General features: G+C 45.6%; 16 protein-coding genes and 1 tRNA gene. 8 read left to right on the top strand and 9 right to left on the bottom strand.

Features of this window, described 5'->3' with window-relative positions; all coding sequences use genetic code 11:
• Window positions 1–65 precede the first annotated feature (65 nt).
• Window positions 66–1,421: a diguanylate cyclase gene (locus ACWYVB_RS05080; RefSeq protein ID WP_457528216.1), complete on the bottom strand. Its 1,356-nt coding sequence runs from the start codon at window positions 1,419–1,421 to the stop codon at window positions 66–68.
• Window positions 1,422–1,552: 131 nt separating this feature from the next.
• Between ACWYVB_RS05080 and ACWYVB_RS05075 the strand changes: the two genes are divergently transcribed.
• The gene (locus ACWYVB_RS05075) at window positions 1,553–2,158 is read left to right on the top strand and encodes an alpha-ketoglutarate-dependent dioxygenase AlkB family protein (RefSeq protein ID WP_048624683.1); all 606 of its coding nucleotides are present in this window, start codon (window positions 1,553–1,555) and stop codon (window positions 2,156–2,158) included.
• Between the two features lie 69 nt (window positions 2,159–2,227).
• Window positions 2,228–3,316, top strand: a complete 1,089-nt coding sequence (locus tag ACWYVB_RS05070; protein WP_457528214.1) for a DUF3541 domain-containing protein — start codon at window positions 2,228–2,230, stop codon at window positions 3,314–3,316.
• A gap of 54 nt (window positions 3,317–3,370) precedes the next feature.
• Here ACWYVB_RS05070 and ACWYVB_RS05065 read toward each other — a convergent pair whose 3' ends face one another.
• Window positions 3,371–4,579: a NupC/NupG family nucleoside CNT transporter gene (locus ACWYVB_RS05065; RefSeq protein WP_005393641.1), complete on the bottom strand. Its 1,209-nt coding sequence runs from the start codon at window positions 4,577–4,579 to the stop codon at window positions 3,371–3,373.
• Between the two features lie 561 nt (window positions 4,580–5,140).
• On the opposite strand from ACWYVB_RS05065, the gene ACWYVB_RS05060 reads away from it, so the two are divergent.
• Window positions 5,141–5,224 (top strand) — tRNA-Leu (locus tag ACWYVB_RS05060).
• Window positions 5,225–5,256: 32 nt separating this feature from the next.
• Entirely contained in the window at window positions 5,257–5,868 is a 612-nt protein-coding gene (locus ACWYVB_RS05055; protein WP_457528213.1) for a DUF2913 family protein, read from the top strand.
• A 74-nt stretch (window positions 5,869–5,942) separates the two neighbouring features.
• Here the strand turns inward: ACWYVB_RS05055 and ACWYVB_RS05050 are convergent, their stop codons facing one another.
• Window positions 5,943–7,343 (bottom strand): tryptophanase, encoded by a 1,401-nt coding sequence (locus ACWYVB_RS05050; RefSeq protein WP_457528211.1) that lies wholly within the window; start codon window positions 7,341–7,343, stop codon window positions 5,943–5,945.
• A gap of 306 nt (window positions 7,344–7,649) precedes the next feature.
• Entirely contained in the window at window positions 7,650–8,894 is a 1,245-nt protein-coding gene (locus ACWYVB_RS05045) for an NADH:ubiquinone reductase (Na(+)-transporting) subunit B (RefSeq protein WP_457528209.1), read from the bottom strand.
• Window positions 8,895–9,056: 162 nt separating this feature from the next.
• On the opposite strand from ACWYVB_RS05045, the gene ACWYVB_RS05040 reads away from it, so the two are divergent.
• From ACWYVB_RS05040 to ACWYVB_RS05025, 4 genes are all read left to right on the top strand, one after another.
• Window positions 9,057–10,445: a cytochrome ubiquinol oxidase subunit I gene (locus ACWYVB_RS05040; protein ID WP_457528207.1), complete on the top strand. Its 1,389-nt coding sequence runs from the start codon at window positions 9,057–9,059 to the stop codon at window positions 10,443–10,445.
• Window positions 10,446–10,456: 11 nt separating this feature from the next.
• Window positions 10,457–11,455: a cytochrome d ubiquinol oxidase subunit II gene (gene cydB, locus ACWYVB_RS05035; protein WP_457528205.1), complete on the top strand. Its 999-nt coding sequence runs from the start codon at window positions 10,457–10,459 to the stop codon at window positions 11,453–11,455.
• On the top strand, window positions 11,455–11,553 hold the full coding sequence (locus ACWYVB_RS05030; RefSeq protein WP_080955913.1) for a DUF2474 family protein: 99 nt from the start codon (window positions 11,455–11,457) through the stop codon (window positions 11,551–11,553). The genes cydB and ACWYVB_RS05030 overlap by 1 nt, the downstream gene beginning before the upstream one ends.
• A gap of 76 nt (window positions 11,554–11,629) precedes the next feature.
• Window positions 11,630–12,028 (top strand): cystatin, encoded by a 399-nt coding sequence (locus tag ACWYVB_RS05025; protein WP_268979172.1) that lies wholly within the window; start codon window positions 11,630–11,632, stop codon window positions 12,026–12,028.
• A 40-nt stretch (window positions 12,029–12,068) separates the two neighbouring features.
• On the opposite strand, the gene ACWYVB_RS05020 is transcribed toward ACWYVB_RS05025, so the two are convergent.
• The 5 genes from ACWYVB_RS05020 to ACWYVB_RS05000 all read right to left on the bottom strand — a co-directional run bounded on the left by ACWYVB_RS05020 (window position 12,069) and on the right by ACWYVB_RS05000 (window position 17,473).
• Window positions 12,069–12,551 (bottom strand): hypothetical protein, encoded by a 483-nt coding sequence (locus ACWYVB_RS05020; RefSeq protein WP_268979173.1) that lies wholly within the window; start codon window positions 12,549–12,551, stop codon window positions 12,069–12,071.
• Window positions 12,548–12,865 carry a GrpB family protein gene (locus tag ACWYVB_RS05015; protein WP_005393624.1) on the bottom strand — a complete coding sequence of 106 codons (318 nt, stop codon included), beginning with the start codon at window positions 12,863–12,865 and terminating at the stop codon, window positions 12,548–12,550. Before ACWYVB_RS05015 ends, ACWYVB_RS05020 begins: the two co-directional genes overlap by 4 nt.
• A 144-nt stretch (window positions 12,866–13,009) precedes the next feature.
• Window positions 13,010–14,242 carry an L-2-hydroxyglutarate oxidase gene (gene lhgO / locus ACWYVB_RS05010; protein ID WP_395196051.1) on the bottom strand — a complete coding sequence of 411 codons (1,233 nt, stop codon included), beginning with the start codon at window positions 14,240–14,242 and terminating at the stop codon, window positions 13,010–13,012.
• A gap of 8 nt (window positions 14,243–14,250) precedes the next feature.
• A complete protein-coding gene (locus tag ACWYVB_RS05005) occupies window positions 14,251–16,374 on the bottom strand; it encodes a TRAP transporter permease (RefSeq protein ID WP_065645598.1) in 2,124 nt (707 codons plus the stop codon).
• An 88-nt stretch (window positions 16,375–16,462) separates the two neighbouring features.
• Window positions 16,463–17,473, bottom strand: coding sequence for a TAXI family TRAP transporter solute-binding subunit (locus tag ACWYVB_RS05000; protein ID WP_104970288.1), 1,011 nt, complete (start codon window positions 17,471–17,473; stop codon window positions 16,463–16,465).
• Window positions 17,474–18,222: the final 749 nt, after the last annotated feature.

The following is an 18,222-nucleotide window of genomic DNA, read 5'->3' as shown; positions in this document are numbered from 1 at the left end:
TGGTGAGATTTCGGATTCTTAACCTTACCACTGCTCCAAAGCCCTGATTGAAACTGGGCTCAGGTTCATCCGCCATGTTTTTGTTGATACATTCTCTCATCGGCTATTTTCATCATTTGCTCTGGAGATGACATGTCCGGATCAAATATCGCGTACCCAATGCTGGCTCTCAGGTAGATGAGCGCTTCATCGTAAATCACGGGCGTCGAACATAAAGCTAACCTGAGCTTTTGTAGCAGAGACTGAACATTTTCTTCCGTCCCAGGGTTATGAACGACAACTAAAAACTCATCCCCTCCCATTCGGGCCACAATATCTGATTTACGCAGAGAGCTTTTCACTCTCTCAGCCGTAGCGACTAAGACCTTGTCGCCTGCGTCATGACCATAGGTATCGTTAATATGTTTAAACCTATCCAGATCTATATTGATTAAGGCGAAGCTGTAACGCTTTTTGTAACGTTTCGCTATTTCAAACTGCTGCTTGTAAAACTTCATAAAATAGCGACGGTTTGGTAAGTGCGTCAGTTCATCATGCAGTGCTCTATCATCCGCAATGGTGTACAAGCGATAAATCGCAATAAGCGCGAGGCTCAGTGCAAAAACAATGGGATAACCGATAAGCCTTGCTAAATAAAGCTGATGCCAAGGAATTTGACGGTCGAGTTTGTCTCCGGAGAAAACCACCATACTCCACCCACCATAAGGAAAATGAACCATTTCTTTCGCGTATGGCTTTTTAGTTTCACTCAGTGCGCCAAAGAAAACGTCACCAAAAGCACCGCCACTGTCGTAACCACGAATCATCAAAGGGTAGCGATAAGAAAAATCGATCACGCCAGTTTCTCGCATCAGAGCATCAAAATTAATCACCGCACTGATCACACCCCAATAATCTTGGTTCAACGGTGGATCAAGAAAAACCGGAACCCGCACGATCAAGCCTTTGCCGCCTTGAATCAAGTTGACAGGTCCTGCTATAAATATTTCTTGTATATCTTTAGCTTTTTGCACCTGTACCCACTGCTGTGGCACCGTTCGGTAATCGAGGCCGATTAAACGCTCATTACCTTGGCGGGGAAATATATGACTGATAACATCATTCTTCGCAATGCCAATGATCGTAATATGTTTGCTTTTGCTCAGGATGCGGTGAGCCGCAATGTTCAATTCGTCTTCTTGATTTTTAGGCAGTAAAGTAATGAGTGTCGCCAAGGTACTGGCTTTATAGATATCCGCCATAAGTACCGCTTCCAAATTGGAACGGAGGGTGGAAAGTTGCTCTTTGGCCTCAACTTGAACTCGCTCTTGGTGAAGCTCTTGCTGATTTCGATGCAACAGCTCAATAACCCCAACGCATAAAGCGAAAAAACTGAGGAAGAACAATGCAAAATAGCATCGCTTTCTGGGTAAATAACGCATTTTCTCCCCACAACTCGTATATCGTTACGAGATTTTTATTTATTGTTAAAATTCTTATTATCACAAGAATAACCAATCCCAATCGGAAAGGTAACAGTGATTAAAATTTTTTATGTTTTAGGTATGAGATGATGCATCAACAAGGCGATTTATTTGGCGGTACTCAGTGGCAAGAAGTAGAAAGGGGTAAACTCTATTACGATCCTTACTTTCTTAGCCATCTAGAAGCGGATCACTACTTTGACCAACTTCTGGAAACACTGCCATGGCATCAAGAGCGCATTACCATGTTCGGCAAGTCAGTACTTCAACCTCGTTTACAAGCGTGGCATGGTGATGCAGCATATACTTACTCTGGCTTGACCATGCAGCCTCACCCTTGGACTCCTGAGTTAACTCAGCTCAAAGTGCGCTGTGAGTCGATTGCGGATGTAGCCTTCAACTCTGTACTTGCCAACCTATACCGACACGGCCAAGATTCGATGGGCTGGCACCAAGACAATGAACCAGAGCTAGGTAGAAACCCGGTTATCGCCTCTTTGAATTTAGGTGAAACACGTCGATTTTTGCTCAGAAATTTACATTGTAAAACTGAGATTGAGTATGAGCTTTCTCACGGCTCCTTACTGGTTATGGCTGGCGAGCTCCAACATCACTGGAAACACTGTGTACCAAAAACCGCGAAAACCAAAGGTGAACGTATCAATCTGACTTTTCGACAGATTTTTAACTATTGACTCAGCTTTTACATTCTTAATTAATATTGATGGTAGGTTTAGATTCAGGACTTCATAGGGAATGGATTTATGCGTATCAAACCTCTTAGCTTAACGGTCTTACTCTCTTGCTCACTTACCTTTGCTGTTCAGGCATCACAAGAAGAGATACCGCTCCTAGATAATGCTCAATCAGCACAGTTGATTCGTAGTACCTACGAGCAGGAACTGTTCACTTTACCTGCGTTTAAAGAGGGGCACTTTGGCTTACGCATGTACCGCCAGACGTTAGATGAGAAATATCACGCTGCCGTTTGGACCGACATGGCACAAGTAGCTAGCCGATTAAACCGATTTGCTAATGAAGTCGTTGAACCTGAAGACATTATTCTTTATTCATCACAAAGACTGACCGCGTATCAAGAGAAAGAAAGTGAGCGAGGGCAACGACGCTATACCGTCACTAAACACCATCCTGAATATCTTTATCTTGGCGTGGATTTGCTTGGCGCAATGGCAAGAGCAAACGAATATGGTCTGAAACATAAGCAAGACAAGACGCTAAGAAAGATCCTGAGGCGCTACGATTTCTCGCGTTACGTTACGGACAAAGAAATGATAGAGGCGTGGGCAGCTCAGCTCGCAAACCAAGTCTACTGGCTTCGCCAGCTAGGCGAGCAAGATGTGGTCGACGAATTCACTCAAACCTTCCGTAACACCTACCCTGACGATAAAGATAAGATGCTCTCAGCTCAGCAGTATTGGAATAAACTCTATGGTATGACGCACATCATCTTTGCCGACTCACAGTACTATCAAGAACGAGTAAGCGAAAAGAAACACCAATGGATTTATGATTACTTTCGCAACAACATCGACACTATCCTACTACGCGCCAAAGAAGACGTAATTGCAGAAGTCGGCATTTCGTTTTTGTTAGCAGGCTTGGATCACGATCCGGTCGTCGAGAAAACCCGCCAAGCCATTCGTCACGCAATCAACGCTGAAAAAGGGATGATTCCATCGGTCGATGGGAGTTTTGATCTCAAGTACGGCGAGCACCGTAACGTGCTAGCCATCATGCTGCTCGATTGGAAAGGGGTACATAAAGCGCCAACTTATCAAGAGCACCCTGACGCTTTTAAATCAATACCCTACGGCTTAATACCTAAGCCTTAGAAATAATAAAACCCGCCATTTAGGCGGGTTTTTAGTGCGCATCTTCAATCTAAATTAGAGCGAGATGAAAATACCCGCTAAACACGCACTCATCAGGTTAGCGAGTGTGCCAGCAGCAACCGCTTTTAGGCCTAAACTTGCTACATCTTTGCGGCGCTCAGGTGCCATCACGCCGATAGAACCCAGCTGAATCGCAATTGAACCAATGTTTGCAAAGCCGCACAACGCAAAAGTGATGATGACTTGAGTATGCTCAGAGAGCGTCGCTTTGTGCTGTACAAAATCGATGAACGCGACAAACTCATTCATCACCACTTTCTGACCAATGTATGAACCCGCAGCAAGGATTTCGTGGCTTGGCACACCAATCAACCACGCTAGAGGTGCAAACAAGTAACCAAAAATCGCTTGTAGCGTCACACCAGAGAAACCAAGTATGTCACCTAAGTTTTCTAGTCCCGTGTTCACCATCGCGATAACACTAACAAAAGCGATAAGCATGGTACCAACAGCAACGGCCACTTTCATACCGCCCATGGCACCGCTTGCTAGCGCATCAATAACGTTGCTTTCTTCTGATTTATCTAGCTCAATATCGTTGTAATCGCTTGGCGTTTGGCGTTCAGGAACAATGATTTTTGCCATCATCAAACTACCTGGAGCTGCCATAAAGCTTGCCGCAATCAAGTATTTTAGGTCAACACCTAAACCGGCATAACCACCAAGCACACTGCCCGCCACTGAAGCCATACCACCAGCCATCACAGCAAACAGTTCAGAGCGAGTCATGTTCGAAAGAAATGGACGAATAAGAAGTGGGGACTCGCCTTGAGATAAGAAAATGTTACCTGTTGCAACCAGAGACTCTGCTTTGCTGGTGCCCAAGAACTTCTGGATAGCACCGCCAATAAATTGAATCACTTTTTGCATAATGCCCAAGTAGTAAAGGGCGGAGATAAGAGCACTGAAGAAGATGATGATAGGAAGGACACGAATAGCGAAGATAAAGCCAGAAGAAGCGAGGTCACCAAAGAGGAATTTAATCCCCTCATCAGCAAAGCTGAGTAGCCCCGCGACACCATTACTTAAACTCGCCAGCGCCGCCTGACCTAACGGGAAATAAAGCACTAAGGCAGCAAATCCCATTTGTAGCATCAAGGCGCGAGATACGGTTTTCCAATTAATGGAAGAACGGCCCTCAGAAAGTAGGAAAGCACAACCTAGCAGTGCAACAATACCAAATAGACTAAATAGAACACTCATGAGCTGGACCTACTGAACGTTGAAAAAGAAAAAAGAGCCAAAGGAATTGGCAGAAGAAAGGGACAACGCAGCGAGTGATAACTCGCCTTCAGATCCAGAATGTAGACAGAACGAATAGTTCGACATCTTATTTTTACCTTATACAAGCAATTGAACGTAGCTGGTCCGGTCCGTGGGGTCATTCACTGCTGGCGAGCGCATTGCTTGGCCTGCTCCATGTGACGGCTTGTATGGGTAAGGGTCCTGAACAACTAAACCCTAATTCCCGCTTAAACGGGACGCAAGTATAGCCAACAAAAAGAGATATTCATCACATTTATTTACGCAAACGTTCAAGCGTTCAAAATTTAGGCAAAAACGTTCTTTTGTCGTCATACTGTTAATAAAAGTAAGGGCATAAGGACAGACTTTGATGGTAAAAAACGCAAAAGTGACCAATAAATACGCAATCAAACTCGAAAGAGCCAAAATTCGTCATTTTGCTCTCGCCAACAGGTGGATTTTGGTTATACAATTCGCGTTGCTTCTTTCGAGGCCTCTGAGTATTCAGAGCATCATGATGCCGAGATGGTGAAATTGGTAGACACGCTAGCATGAGGTGCTAGTGCCTTTGGTGTGAGGGTTCGAGTCCCTCTCTCGGCACCATTATCCTTCTTCCCTAATTTTGTTCGAGTGTAATGCAAAGTTCTAAGCAGGCAAGACAGTCTACAGATGCTAACCAACTTCTGAGTGAGCTTGCGGTTCACGCTTTATTACACCTGCACTTTAAAATTCACGCGTCCTCACATGGTCTCTCCCTTAAAGAGCGTAACGACTTACTGCAGAAATGGCTGAAGCCAAAACTGAAGAGTAATCGCTATAAGCTGATTAAAAAGCCGTTAAAGTCTTTGACTCAACAGGCAAAAGGCGAGAACGGAAATCTGGAAGCGTTACTCGAACGTTGCGTGGGTGCAGATAAACCAAGTAACCCTCAACCTGATCTAGATAGCTACTTGCTGTTGATTAACGAGATTGAGAAGAAGTTGGGGACTACCGTATTATTATCTCGACCGGAAGACGTCGACTTATCTCACGACCAACACGGCTGTTTGCTGTGTGTGCTTTCTGAGAACTTAAATCAGCACTTCGATGATAATAACGCCCTAATCGCTCCTATTTCGATGCTGTTCCGTGGACCAATGAGTCAACGCTCACTTTTCCTTGGCAGCATTTACGCCAGTGGTACATTCAATTATGAAGTGCAGTACCAGGACGATCAGTTCGTTCGCATTTCATTAGAGTTGGCGTAACTGTAACGCTAAGAAACAAATCGAAAAAGGCCGCGAAACTCGCGGCCTTTTGTTTTTCTATATTCAAACCTTAATTAATCGATTTCTTTAAACCGAGCAGTAAAGTGGCGCAGCACTGGTGGCTCGTACTCGAAAGTGAGCCCTTTTAACTCATGTGCACGATTTTTCAGTTCGATAATCGCATCCGCAATGTAATCCATATGATCGTTTGTATAGACACGACGTGGAATGGTCAAACGCATCAACTCAAGCTCTGACGCTTTTTGTTTACCCGTTTCCGGATCTCGACCAAGCAGCAACGATCCTATCTCTACTGCTCGAATACCCGCCTCCAAGTACAAAGCATTACACAATACCTGCGCAGGGAACTGATCCGCTGGAATATGTGGCAAAATCTTAGCGGCATCCACAAACACTGCGTGACCACCCGTTGGGTATTGAATTGGAATACCGCCTTCACGTAAGCGCTCACCTAAGTATTGAACTTGGCTAATTCGGTAGTGAAGAAAATCTTCATCTGCCGCTTCATACAAACCGCGAGCGAGCGCTTCCATATCACGCCCAGCCATACCGCCGTATGTTACAAACCCTTCCATGGGTACACAACGTGTCTGCACTGCTTGGAACAACTCTTTATGATCGCGAATACAACACATACCACCAATGTTTACCATCGGGTCTTTCTTAGCCGACATGGTGAGCATATCGCCGTATTGATACATCTCGCGAATGATTTCCAGAATCGATTTATCTTCGTACCCTTCTTCACGCTGCTTAATAAAGTAGGCGTTCTCACAGTAACGAGCCGAGTCAATCACCACTGGAATATCGTACTTGGTTGCGATTTCGTACACGGTGCGCATGTTTTCCATCGACACAGGCTGGCCACCGGAACTATTACAAGTAATCGTGGTGATAATCGCACAAATGTTATGCGAACCGTGCGTTTCAATTGTTGCCACCAGCTTATCGATATCAAAATTGCCCTTCCAATCATAAGGCGTAGTGGTGTCGAATGCTTCTTCCGTTACCACGTTAATCGCTTTACCGCCATTGAGTTCAATGTGACCCGCGGTGGTATCAAAATGGTAGTTCGAGATAAATACTGGCGTTTCACCACCACGCACCTGACGCATACGCTCAATCAAAGCTGGGAACAAAATTTGCTCGGCACCACGCCCTTGGTGCGCAGGTACGGTGAGCTTATAACCGAAGAAGTGCTCCACTGCATCACATAGGTTGTAGTAATTTCGGCTACCCGCATAGGATTCATCCCCCATCATGATGCCAGCCCACTGATTATCGCTCATGGCACCAGTGCCAGAGTCAGTCAGCAAATCGATATAAACATCATCACTACGAAGAAGAAATGGGTTATAACCCGCTTCTTTTAACGCGACTTCACGGTCTGCCAAAGTGGTCATTTTGATTGGCTCAACCATTTTGATACGGAAAGGTTCTGGAATACGTTTCATTGTTAATTTCCTTATACGCATTGTCCTACGCGCTATCACGTAAGACTAAAAAACAAATAGATAAAATGCTTTTCAATGCGGTTGCATTGAGGAAATCAACGAGAAGAGATTTTACTAAGAAGAGATAAGCAGTAGTCTAGGTTGTACCAGAACGACAGCACCAAACGGCTATCGAGAATATCCTTTATTCTCATCGTCTTCGTCCTCCTGATAAAAATAAAAAGCCAGAAACCCCATGTTTCTGACCTTTTCAATATAGTGCAGTTTTCAATCAACTTTCAGTGAAGTCACCCTCATTTTAAGATTTTAAGAAGGTCTCGCCCTTTTCATTCTGCGTTTGATATTACTTTCTTTGACTAAATAATCGAAAAGTGGCGCGAATAAGTTAGCAAATAGAATCGCTAACATGATGCCTTCTGGATAAGCTGGGTTCAGCACTCGGATAAAAATCGTCATCACACCGATTAATAGTCCGTATGCCCATTTACCGCCATTGGTAAAAGCCGCCGAGACGGGATCTGTCGCCATAAAGAAGGTACCAAACGCGACCCCACCAATCACGAAGTGCCAGTAAAACGGCATGGAGAACATTGGGTTAGAGTCCGAACCGATCGCATTCAATAGTAATGAAGCCGCCACTAAACCAACCAACACGCCCGCAACGATTCGCCACGACGCTATCTTCATAAAGATGAGAACCAAGCCTGTTAGTGCGATCAACAACGTGGAGACTTCACCCATCGAGCCTGGTAAATTACCAACAAAAGCATCTCCCCATGAAATTGGCTCTCCCGTCATATTATTTATCAAGGCACTTTGCCCACCTTCATACCATTGGCTAAGTGGAGTAGCGCCAGAGTAACCATCAGCCGCGACCCAAACAGCCCCGCCAGACATGTTGGCAGGATAGGCAAAGTATAAGAATGCGCGCCCTGCTAAAGCTGGGTTTAGGAAGTTTCGCCCCGTACCACCGAAAATCTCCTTCGCCACAACAATACCGAAAGTGATACCTAAAGCCGCTTGCCACAGTGGAATTGTCGGAGGAAGGATCAGTGCAAAGAGTATAGAGCTGACAAAAAAACCTTCGTTCACCTCATGCTTGCGCACAATAGCAAACAGAACTTCCCAAAAACCACCAACGATAAACACCGCCGCATAAACGGGTAGAAAGTAAGTAGCACCAAGCCACATTTTACTTACCCACCCCGCTTGTGAAACCGCATCTAACGAGCCCCATACCCAACTCAGTTGCCACGAAGAAGCCAGCGCTTGCTGAGCTGAGGCTTGCTCCATTCCATACAACAAAGCATCGCTGGACTGCTGACCTATATTGTACATACCCCAGAACATGGCAGGGAAGACCGCCAGCCACACCATGATCATAATACGTTTTAAATCGATGCTATCTCGAACGTGAGTCATGCCCTGGTTAACCTTACCAGGCGTGTAAAAAATGGTTTCGACAGCTTCGAACAATGGATAGAACTTGTGATACTTCCCACCAGGGCCAAACTTAGGTGTCGCTTTCTCAAAGTAGTGTTTAAGGCTCATAACAACTCCTCCTTTATCTAAAAGATGGTACGCACTGCCGTAAAAAGCGATCGTTTTTTAATCTCTTAGCTTTCCTTCTTCGTATTCCATTTTGTTCGTCGCTCTTCCCTCATCTCTTCTAATTCGGCGAACTGTTAATTCGAAACTTAAAAGGGAATGCCCATGGACACACTCGCCATCGATTTAGCCAGATTCCAATTTGCCTTTACTGTCTCTTTCCACATCATTTTTCCAGCGTTTACGATTGGTTTAGCAAGTTACCTCGCCGTGTTAGAAGGCTTGTACTTAAAAACGGGCAACAAACAGTACATGCAGATCTATAAATACTGGCTCAAAATCTTTGCCATCAGTTTTGGTATGGGTGTGGTGAGTGGCATCGTGTTGAGCTATCAATTCGGGACCAACTGGAGCGTATTTGCCGACAAAACAGGCCCAATCCTAGGCCCGCTAATGGGCTATGAAGTTTTTACTGCGTTTTTCCTCGAAGCGGGGTTTTTAGGCGTGATGCTTTTCGGTATGGATAAGGTAGGTAAGAAGCTTCACTTCGCCGCGACTTGTATTGTTGCATTCGGGACGTTTTTGTCTGCGTTTTGGATACTTTCGGTTAATAGTTGGATGCAAACACCAGCGGGCTATAGTATCAACGAAGCCGGACAGTTTATCCCAGAAGACTGGTGGGCGATTGTCTTCAACCCTTCCTTCCCTTATCGGCTCGTCCATATGTTGCTCGCCGCTTACCTCACTACCGCCTTTGTTGTAGCGGGCATTGCCGCTTATCACTTATTAAAAGCAAACCATAACCCTCTAGCCAGAATTATGTTCTCGATGGCAATGTGGATGGCTGCCATCGTGACACCAATTCAAATCGTTGCTGGAGACATGCATGGATTAAACACCCTTGAACATCAACCCGCCAAAGTCGCCGCGATGGAAGGGCACTATGAGTCTCACCAAGGCGCGCCATTGATCCTCTTCGGTATCCCTAACGATGAAGAAAAACGTATGGAATACGCACTGGAAATCCCCAAACTCGGTAGTTTGATTTTAACTCATGACCTCAACGGTGAAGTGAAGGGATTAGATGCTTTTCCAGAGGAGGAACACCCTCCTGTCTCTATCGTTTTCTGGTCTTTCCGAGTAATGGTCGCGCTTGGTTTTGGCATGCTTGTTATTGGTTTGTGGAGCCTATGGCTAAGAAAACGTCGCAAACTTTTTGATTCAAGGGCACTTCAACGTATTTGTGTCCTGTTTGCCCCAGCGGGGTTCATTGCAGTTTTAGCAGGCTGGATAACCACCGAAGTCGGTCGCCAGCCTTACACCGTATACGGTCTTTTAACCACAGCCAATTCGGCATCGCCTATTGATGCCGCCGCGGTGAGCGTCTCCCTGACGGCGTTCATCGTGGTTTACTTTGTGGTTTTTGGAGCAGGCTTCTTCTATCTACTGCGTTTGATGCGCAAATCTCCAACTCGTTATGAAGAAGGCTTAGACAGCCGACTTCCTGATGGCACGAAAACCGATGCCATCACACACTCTAACCATCTAACCTAGGAGGCTAGCTCATGGATTACGCATTAATTTGGTACGCTTTGATTGGGCTCGCCGTTCTGATTTATGTCGTGTTAGATGGCTTTGATCTCGGTATTGGTATCCTATTCCTCAGCGCTAATGACGATGAAGAGCGCGACATGATGATGAACAGCATCGCTCCTGTTTGGGATGGTAATGAAACTTGGTTAGTTCTTGGCGGTGGTGGGCTTTTTGCCGTGTTCCCCCTCGCCTACGCGGTCATTATGCCAGCACTCTATGCTCCCCTGATTTTAATGCTGCTCGGGTTAATTCTGCGCGGGGTTTCTTTTGAGTATCGCTTCCGAACACAACGCGGAAAGTTTTTATGGGATAGCGCTTTTTTCATTGGTTCACTCACCGCGGCATTGATGCAAGGCATTATGCTTGGAACCCTGCTCCAAGGTATAGAAGTTAGTGAACGAGCATACGTAGGTGGATGGTTTGATTGGCTTTCGCCATTTAGCGTATTTTGTGGCTTGGCGCTTGTTTGTGCTTATATTCTGCTTGGTTCATGCTGGTTATTAATCAAGCTTCCAGAAGAGCTGATGGGGCGTTACTACGTGGTCGCGCGACGATGGGGGCTAGCAATGGTAGTCTGTATATTCATCGCCAGTTTGTGGTTGCCATTGAGCCAACATATCGTCTTTGAACGTTGGTTCTCATTACCAAACTCGCTGCTGTTTTTCATCTTACCAGTTATTGCAGCGGCACTCATTTGGCAGCTATTCAAAGCCTTACTCGACCACAAAGCTGTTCGTGCCTATGTACTTGCCATCGGCCTGTTTCTTGTTTCCGCGATGGGTTTCGGTGTCAGTACATTTCCTTACTTGGTCCCATTCGCACTCACTTATCAAGACGTCGCCGCGCCAGATAAAAGTTTGGCATTTTTACTTGCCGGTGCGGTGGTATTACTTCCTCTGATCATAGCCTACACGGCTTATTCGTATTGGGTTTTCCGCGGTAAGATGAAACGTGGAGAGGGATATCACTAATGAAACTAAAACCCATTTTGTGGTTCATTGGCATTTGGCTGGCAAGCGTGGTCGCCTTGTTTATCGTCAGTTCGCTGATACGAGCTGCGATATTGTAGGCCAAGAGTCTACTGCACCACATCTGAAGTCATTGAGGTCTATACTCAAGCAAGAGTAAAACAACGGAGTGTTTTTATGACCTTAAAGCGGTTTCTGGTAACTTTGATTCCTTTGACGGTTCCACTGTTTTCACCAAATGCATTGGCCGTAGACAAGCAGATGTCATCCACCATGAAAAGTAAAATGCGGTCTATTTGCTCCGCAACAGAAGAGCAGGGCCATTGGCAAGTTGCTGAAGCAACTCCTGACGCCAGACGCTCACTCAACATGGTGCTTTATCAAATGAATGCCGATGATAAATTGAAAGCAATTCATGAGGTGAGAACGAAAATGGTCGGCGGCACCCATTATGCATTTGAGTTCGAGTTGCAAGATGGCCAAGTCTGGAACGCGATAGTCCTGCACAGTGCCCGAGGCGATTACATGATCGAAAGACACGCCAAGAAAGGTGAGCTTTGCTCCAAAGAGCAATAAACACTACAGCTCTACAGTCAAAACAGTAAAGGCGACTGAGTCAGTCGCCTTTACTGTGGGTATGTTTAGGTATCACTTCAAAAGCTTGGGAAAAGTAATAGCTTTTAACCTGAGGTCTAATCAAATCACAAGCTAACCCAAGGTCATCATGCTTTGTGAAAGGTAAATGTTCTGATAGAACCTCTTTTGACTTTTTATCAACCGTTTTAAAAGATTCAATAATTCTTAGAGGAACGTGAAACTGATGATCTCTCACGAGAAAGAAATAGTATTGGAGATGCTCGCCATATGTCGCAGCGTTATTAATCTCGCTACCAATTTTCACAGCTTCAACACGACTGCCTTCACAATCAAATTTAAACACATTGGTAATTTCTGCTTCCATAGAGCCTGGTACATAAACGATATAGCCAGCACTGAGCTCATGACCGATTAATACATAGCTCTCGTCGCGCTCATGCAGTTGATACGCAAAAGAATGAAATGCACTACAAAGTAAAATGAATCCAAGCCGTTTCTTCATTTTGTCTTCAACTCATTTATGACTTTACGTACGAAGTTTGCCTTAGCATCCGTATATTTTTCGATGGTAATTTCAGCTTGTTCCACCAAAGAAAGTTTTAGAGAAACATGAGGAAAGTGCGCAATACCTAGTACCATATCGATAATAGGTTTGGCAGGCATATCCAAAATGGCAGTACTGCCAATATGCTCGATTTGAGTTGACATCATCTCCGTCACTAACGCCAGTTCAGATCGGCTGCGTGCAAAATCCTGTCGCCATGCAGGATCATGCTTAACAACACCTACGTTGTAATTGGCTAAACCTAATTTCATCCATCCCTCTCCTAATAAACCCAAATATCATAAGAAGGAAATTATCCAATCACCAAAGTAAAAGCCAAACTTCCGGCACACCCGACACTAATTACTCAACAAACAGAGTCATCTCTGGTGTACTTTTGGTTTGGCTTTCTACTGTTAAACCGTCTCGGTTTTCGCCTCTATCTTCTCATTCACCTTATCGCAAATGTACTCCCCAATGGGCATTGCAGATGTCGCTGCGGGAGAGGGTGCGTTGCAAACATGCAGGCTTCTGGCGCTTTCGGCAAACAAGAAGTCATGAACCAAAGTGCCATCAGATAACACCGCTTGCGCACGAATACCCGCAGGATATGGTTTGAGATCTTCCACCTTGATGCTTGGGCAGTATTTGTTGACCAACTTGAGATAGCCCGGCTTCCACCAAGAGTTCTTAAACTCATCCAATCCGGTTTTAAAATGCTTTTGTGTCACCTTCCAGAAACCGGAGAAACTAAGCATCTGCATGGTATCTTGCAGGCTAAAGTTAACCTTGTCGTACCCTTCTCGTTTCCAGCCTTGCACCGCATTTGGACCAACGGTCACACTGCCATCAATCATGCGAGTTAGGTGGACACCTAAGAATGGCAAATCAGGGTCGGGAATTGGATAAATAAGATGATTCACCACTTGGTCGTGTTTGCTATCTAAGCGGTAGTATTCACCACGATAAGGGATGATCTGAAAGTCAGTTGGAATACCCATCATCTTAGTCATGCGATCCGCCATCAAGCCGCTGCAAGTGATCAAGAATTTGGCATTGAGCTGCATGGTTTGACCGTCTGAAATGCAGGTCAGTTGGACTTCCTCATCCTTCTCTTCGGCAGCCACCACTTTAGTTCTCAGGCTAATTTGCCCGCCGAGCTTTTGGAACTCTTCCGCCATCTGCTCAGTGACCAAACGATAATCGACAATACTGGTGGTTTTGACATAAATCGCGCCCAAGCCAGTGATGTTTGGCTCAGCCAGCTTGAGTTGAACTTCATCGAGTAGCTTTACGTCGATGCCGTTGACATGGCAGCGCTCATAGAGGGCATTCATGCGTTCGACTTCTTGCTCGTTGGTCGCAACCAGCAACTTGCCACAGTTCTCCACCGGAATATCGTGCTCAGCGCAGAACGAAATGGTTCGCTCTACCCCGCGCTTGCAAAAGTCCGCCTTTAAACTGCCCGGAGCGTAGTACACCCCAGCATGAATCACGCCGCTATTGTGTCCAGTTTGATGCTTAGCAAAGCCGGACTCTTTCTCAACCAATAAAATGGATTTGTCAGGGTGACGTTGCTGCAGTTGCCATGCCGTCGACACGCCAACGATACCGCCACCAACAATGATGTAGTCATAGACTGATTTCATACGACCTCTTATAAAACCGATAGTTGAGATTGTTGCAATTTGAACTTGCGACCACTGTAAATAAAAATCGCGACAAATACTGCGCAGCTTGCTACACGAACCAACATTGGGATGTCGTGCCAAACCAGCAATGTACCCACCACAATCAACACAAGACGCATCAGAATGTTTAGTGGACCTTCCAAGTAGCCTTCAATCGCACCAATCAATGCATAGGTACCGATGATGGCGAAGAAGCCCACGGTAATTACCGACGTCACATCCCAACTAACTAAGCCTGTGTAGGCAATAAGTAGCGGTACAAGATACAAACCTTTGGCGATTTTCCACGCCATCAAACCGGTGCGCATTGGCGGTGTTTTGGCGATGGTTGCTGCTGCAAAAGCGGTCAAACACACTGGTGGTGTTACGTTGCTGTCTTGCGATAACCAGAAGATGATGAGGTGAGCAGCCAGCAATGCCAAACCTACTGCTTCCATACCCAAACTTTGCTCTAGTAGCGTCTCCATAAAGTCCGCAGGTACTAGCGCCACCATTTCTTTCGCGGTTTCCAACGCCATTGGTGCATTAAGCAGTTCCAGCTTTTCTGGCGCCGCCAACATAAAGATGGCTTTTGCTTGTTCAGGCAATTGACCTGACACCATCAATTCAAGCAATTGGTTTTCCGCAATCAACTTGTAAAGCGCTGGGGCAGACAGTGTACCCAATACAATATACGCCGCTGTCACAGGTAAACCCATACCCAAAACAAGAGAAGCGAGCGCGATCAGAACGATCATGATGAACAAGTCGCCATTCGCCCAACCGTCGATCATCAATGAGAATGTGTTGCCGATGCCCGTTGTGCTGATCACGTTGATCACCAAACCAATACCCACCAGCAATACGGCTGTTGTCGCCATGTTTTTCGCACCTTGCGAAAGTGCTTCGATGATCGCTTTTGGTCCCATCTTGTGATCTTTCGAGAACCAAGAAGCCACCACCACAGAAATGATCGACAAACCAGCAGCGTAAGTCGGTGTAAAGCCTTGAACCAATAAAGTAACCAAAACCGCCAGTGGGATAAGATTGTGCCAACCGCTGATCAGCACTTTAAGTAATGATTCATCGCTGGTCGTGATTTTTTGAACCCCGCTGCGTTTGGCTTCGATACGCACAAAGAACGCCACAGACAAGAAATAGATAAGAGCAGGAATGAAAGAAACCGCAATGATATCAACATAAGGAATTTGTGTGTAAGACGCCATGATGAAAGCACCCGCGCCCATCACTGGTGGCATCAACTGACCACCTGTCGACGCCGCAGCTTCAACCCCCGCCGCAAAGCGCGAAGGGAAACCTGCTTTTTGCATTAAAGGAATACTGATAACACCGGTGGAAACCGTATTGGCCACACTAGAGCCCGATACTGAGCCCATCAAACCGGAGCCAATCACTGCGATAAAACCCGGACCACCAATGATTTTGCCAGCCGCAGCACGAGCCACATTAATGATGTAATCACCAACACCAGAGCGAACAAGAAACGCACCAAACAGAATGAACATGAATACGAAAGTCCAACTGATGCGCGAGATAGAGCCAAACATGCCCTCAGAAGAATAAAAGCTGCGGTAGAGCAAGGTTTCCATGCTCAAACCCGGGAAGTGGAAAATACCTGTCGCCCACTTACCCCAAAGCACAACGTAACTCAAACACACCACAATCAGCACTGGAATAAACCAGCCCATGGTGCGTCTAATCAATTCAATAACAATTAAAATTGCCATGATGGCAAAGACCCAATCGCTGGTCACGAACTTAACACCACGCTCGTAGAGCGCATCTTCAGCATAGGGAATGTAGAGTAAACACGCGACCGCGCCCATGGCAATTAACACATCGATACCGAGTGCAATCTTACTCTGCTTGAGAGAGATATGAGCCGGGTACCAAAGCGCACAAATCACCGCAAAGCCAGCAAAGTGGGTCGCGGAAATCCATAACTCTGGTAACGTCGATAAGGTATTAAACCAAATGTGCAAAGCAGACAACACCACGCCAAACACTGTAATTGTGGTGGTTACCCACGGAAAATCAGTGCGCGTGGGCAGCTCAAACTTCTGCAATTCCTTTTCTATTGAGTCGCTCATCTCATACTCCAAGCTCTGGCGGCTTTTTCCATCTTAGAAATCGGTAGGGATAAAATGCCCCGAGCCAAAACTCGGGGCCAAGTTAGCGTTATTTCGCCATTAGGTCTGATGGGATTTCGATGCCCATTTCTTTATAGTAACGCGCCGCGCCTGGGTGAAGAGGCACTGGTAAGCCAGCGATCGCTTTCTCAATCGCCATTGCTTTTGTTGCTTTGTGGATACCTTGTAAGAAAGGCAGGTTCTCGTAGATCGCTTTGGTTAGCTGGTAAACGTCTTCTTCCGAGATATCTTCACGAACAGCCAAGAAGTTCGGCTGTGCAATGGTAGTTATCGGCTTATCTAGACCAGGATACGTGTTCGCTGGGATCTCGTACTTCGTCCATAGGTTGTAGTTACCATTCGCCTCTTTGATTTGTTCGTCAGTAAACGAAAGAATCGAAATGTCTTTACCCAACGCAGCGAAAGCTTGAGTGACCGCACCTACAGGTACGCCTGCAGGCGTGTTCATGCCGTCAATGGTGCCGTTTTGAAGTGCGCTCGCGCTGCCACCGTAGCCCATGTAAGCAAGGTTGAATTTATCAGGGTCTACTTTCAGACCTTTCATGATTTGGCGACCAGAGTTCTCAGTACCAGAATTCTTCTTACCGATAGAGAACTTCTTGCCATCTAGGTTGTTCAGGTCAGTCACTGTGCCAGTTTTTGCTAGGTCAGAGCGAACAATAAAGTGCTCAACGTTTTGCCACAGCATAGAGACTGAACGCAGTTGTTCTTGACGACCGCTCTTCTCATAAGGACCTTCACCAGACCAAGCCCAAGCACCGTAAAGACCTTGTAGAATTGCGAACTGTGCTTCGTTCTCGTTCAGCAGTTTGACGTTTTCACCAGAGCCCGCAGAGCTGATTGCAGAAAGGGAGAAGTGGTGCTTTGGTGCCAATTTCACTTTGCTTAACGTCGCCAACGCTACGCCCACAGGGTAGTAAGTACCACCTGTCGATGCCGTAGCAAGAATGTAGCTACGGTCCTCTGCCACAGCGTTAGCCGCAATACCAAAAGAAGTCACAGCGACAGCCAAAGCTTTTACCAGCTTATTCATTTTCATTATTACTCTCCGTGTAGTCGTTTCACGATTGGGGATTTACATCATGTTAAATCTTTATTAACAACAAATTCCCTAGAGCAATTGAAATGCCAACTTTTAAGTTATTGTATTTATTGACCTAAGCACAGAGACACATCAAGAATGAGCAAGATTCTGCTGATTTGATAGCAAAGCAATGAGCAAGATCTTGCCTATTGAAGAGGAGAAGGTTGCACGCCTAGAACGCAAAAGGTTAATAAAATGTGATCAACACGAAACAAATGCCCGATTGGCTAATAAGCAATATTTTGCCGACGCAATTTTGGATTGAACTGCAACTAATGAGCGTCTTAACAATAAGAAGAAAGAGCGCATCATTCTAAATTGCTCACTTTATCAGCGGAGACTTATAGCCTAAACGACTACAAATAACACAAAAATACAGCAAAACAAGCCATGTTAATTAAATGAAAAGTCATTTATTCTAATTTTGAATTTAAAAACCAGTTCGATCCACCAGTTCAGAAACAAACATTGACCGTATCAACTTATTTTCTACTTCGGGGTTGTGCCAATAGCCTCATGTTCGTTAGGGTAACTACACACCAAGGCAAACGTATTCCTTGGTATTTTTTCGTCATTAAGGATCACTCATGTCAGCAACTGCGCAATTACCATTCGCTTTAAAACGCCCATCTGGCGTTGCTGCTGCGATCCTCCTGCTCTCTCTGGAACTGATTCAGAGCTGACAGGCTATATCTAACTTTCTG

It is taken from the genome of Vibrio sp. JZG10, assembly GCF_054064075.1.
Note: the sequence above shows the minus strand (reverse complement) of the source record. Positions and strands in the feature narration are given on the sequence as shown.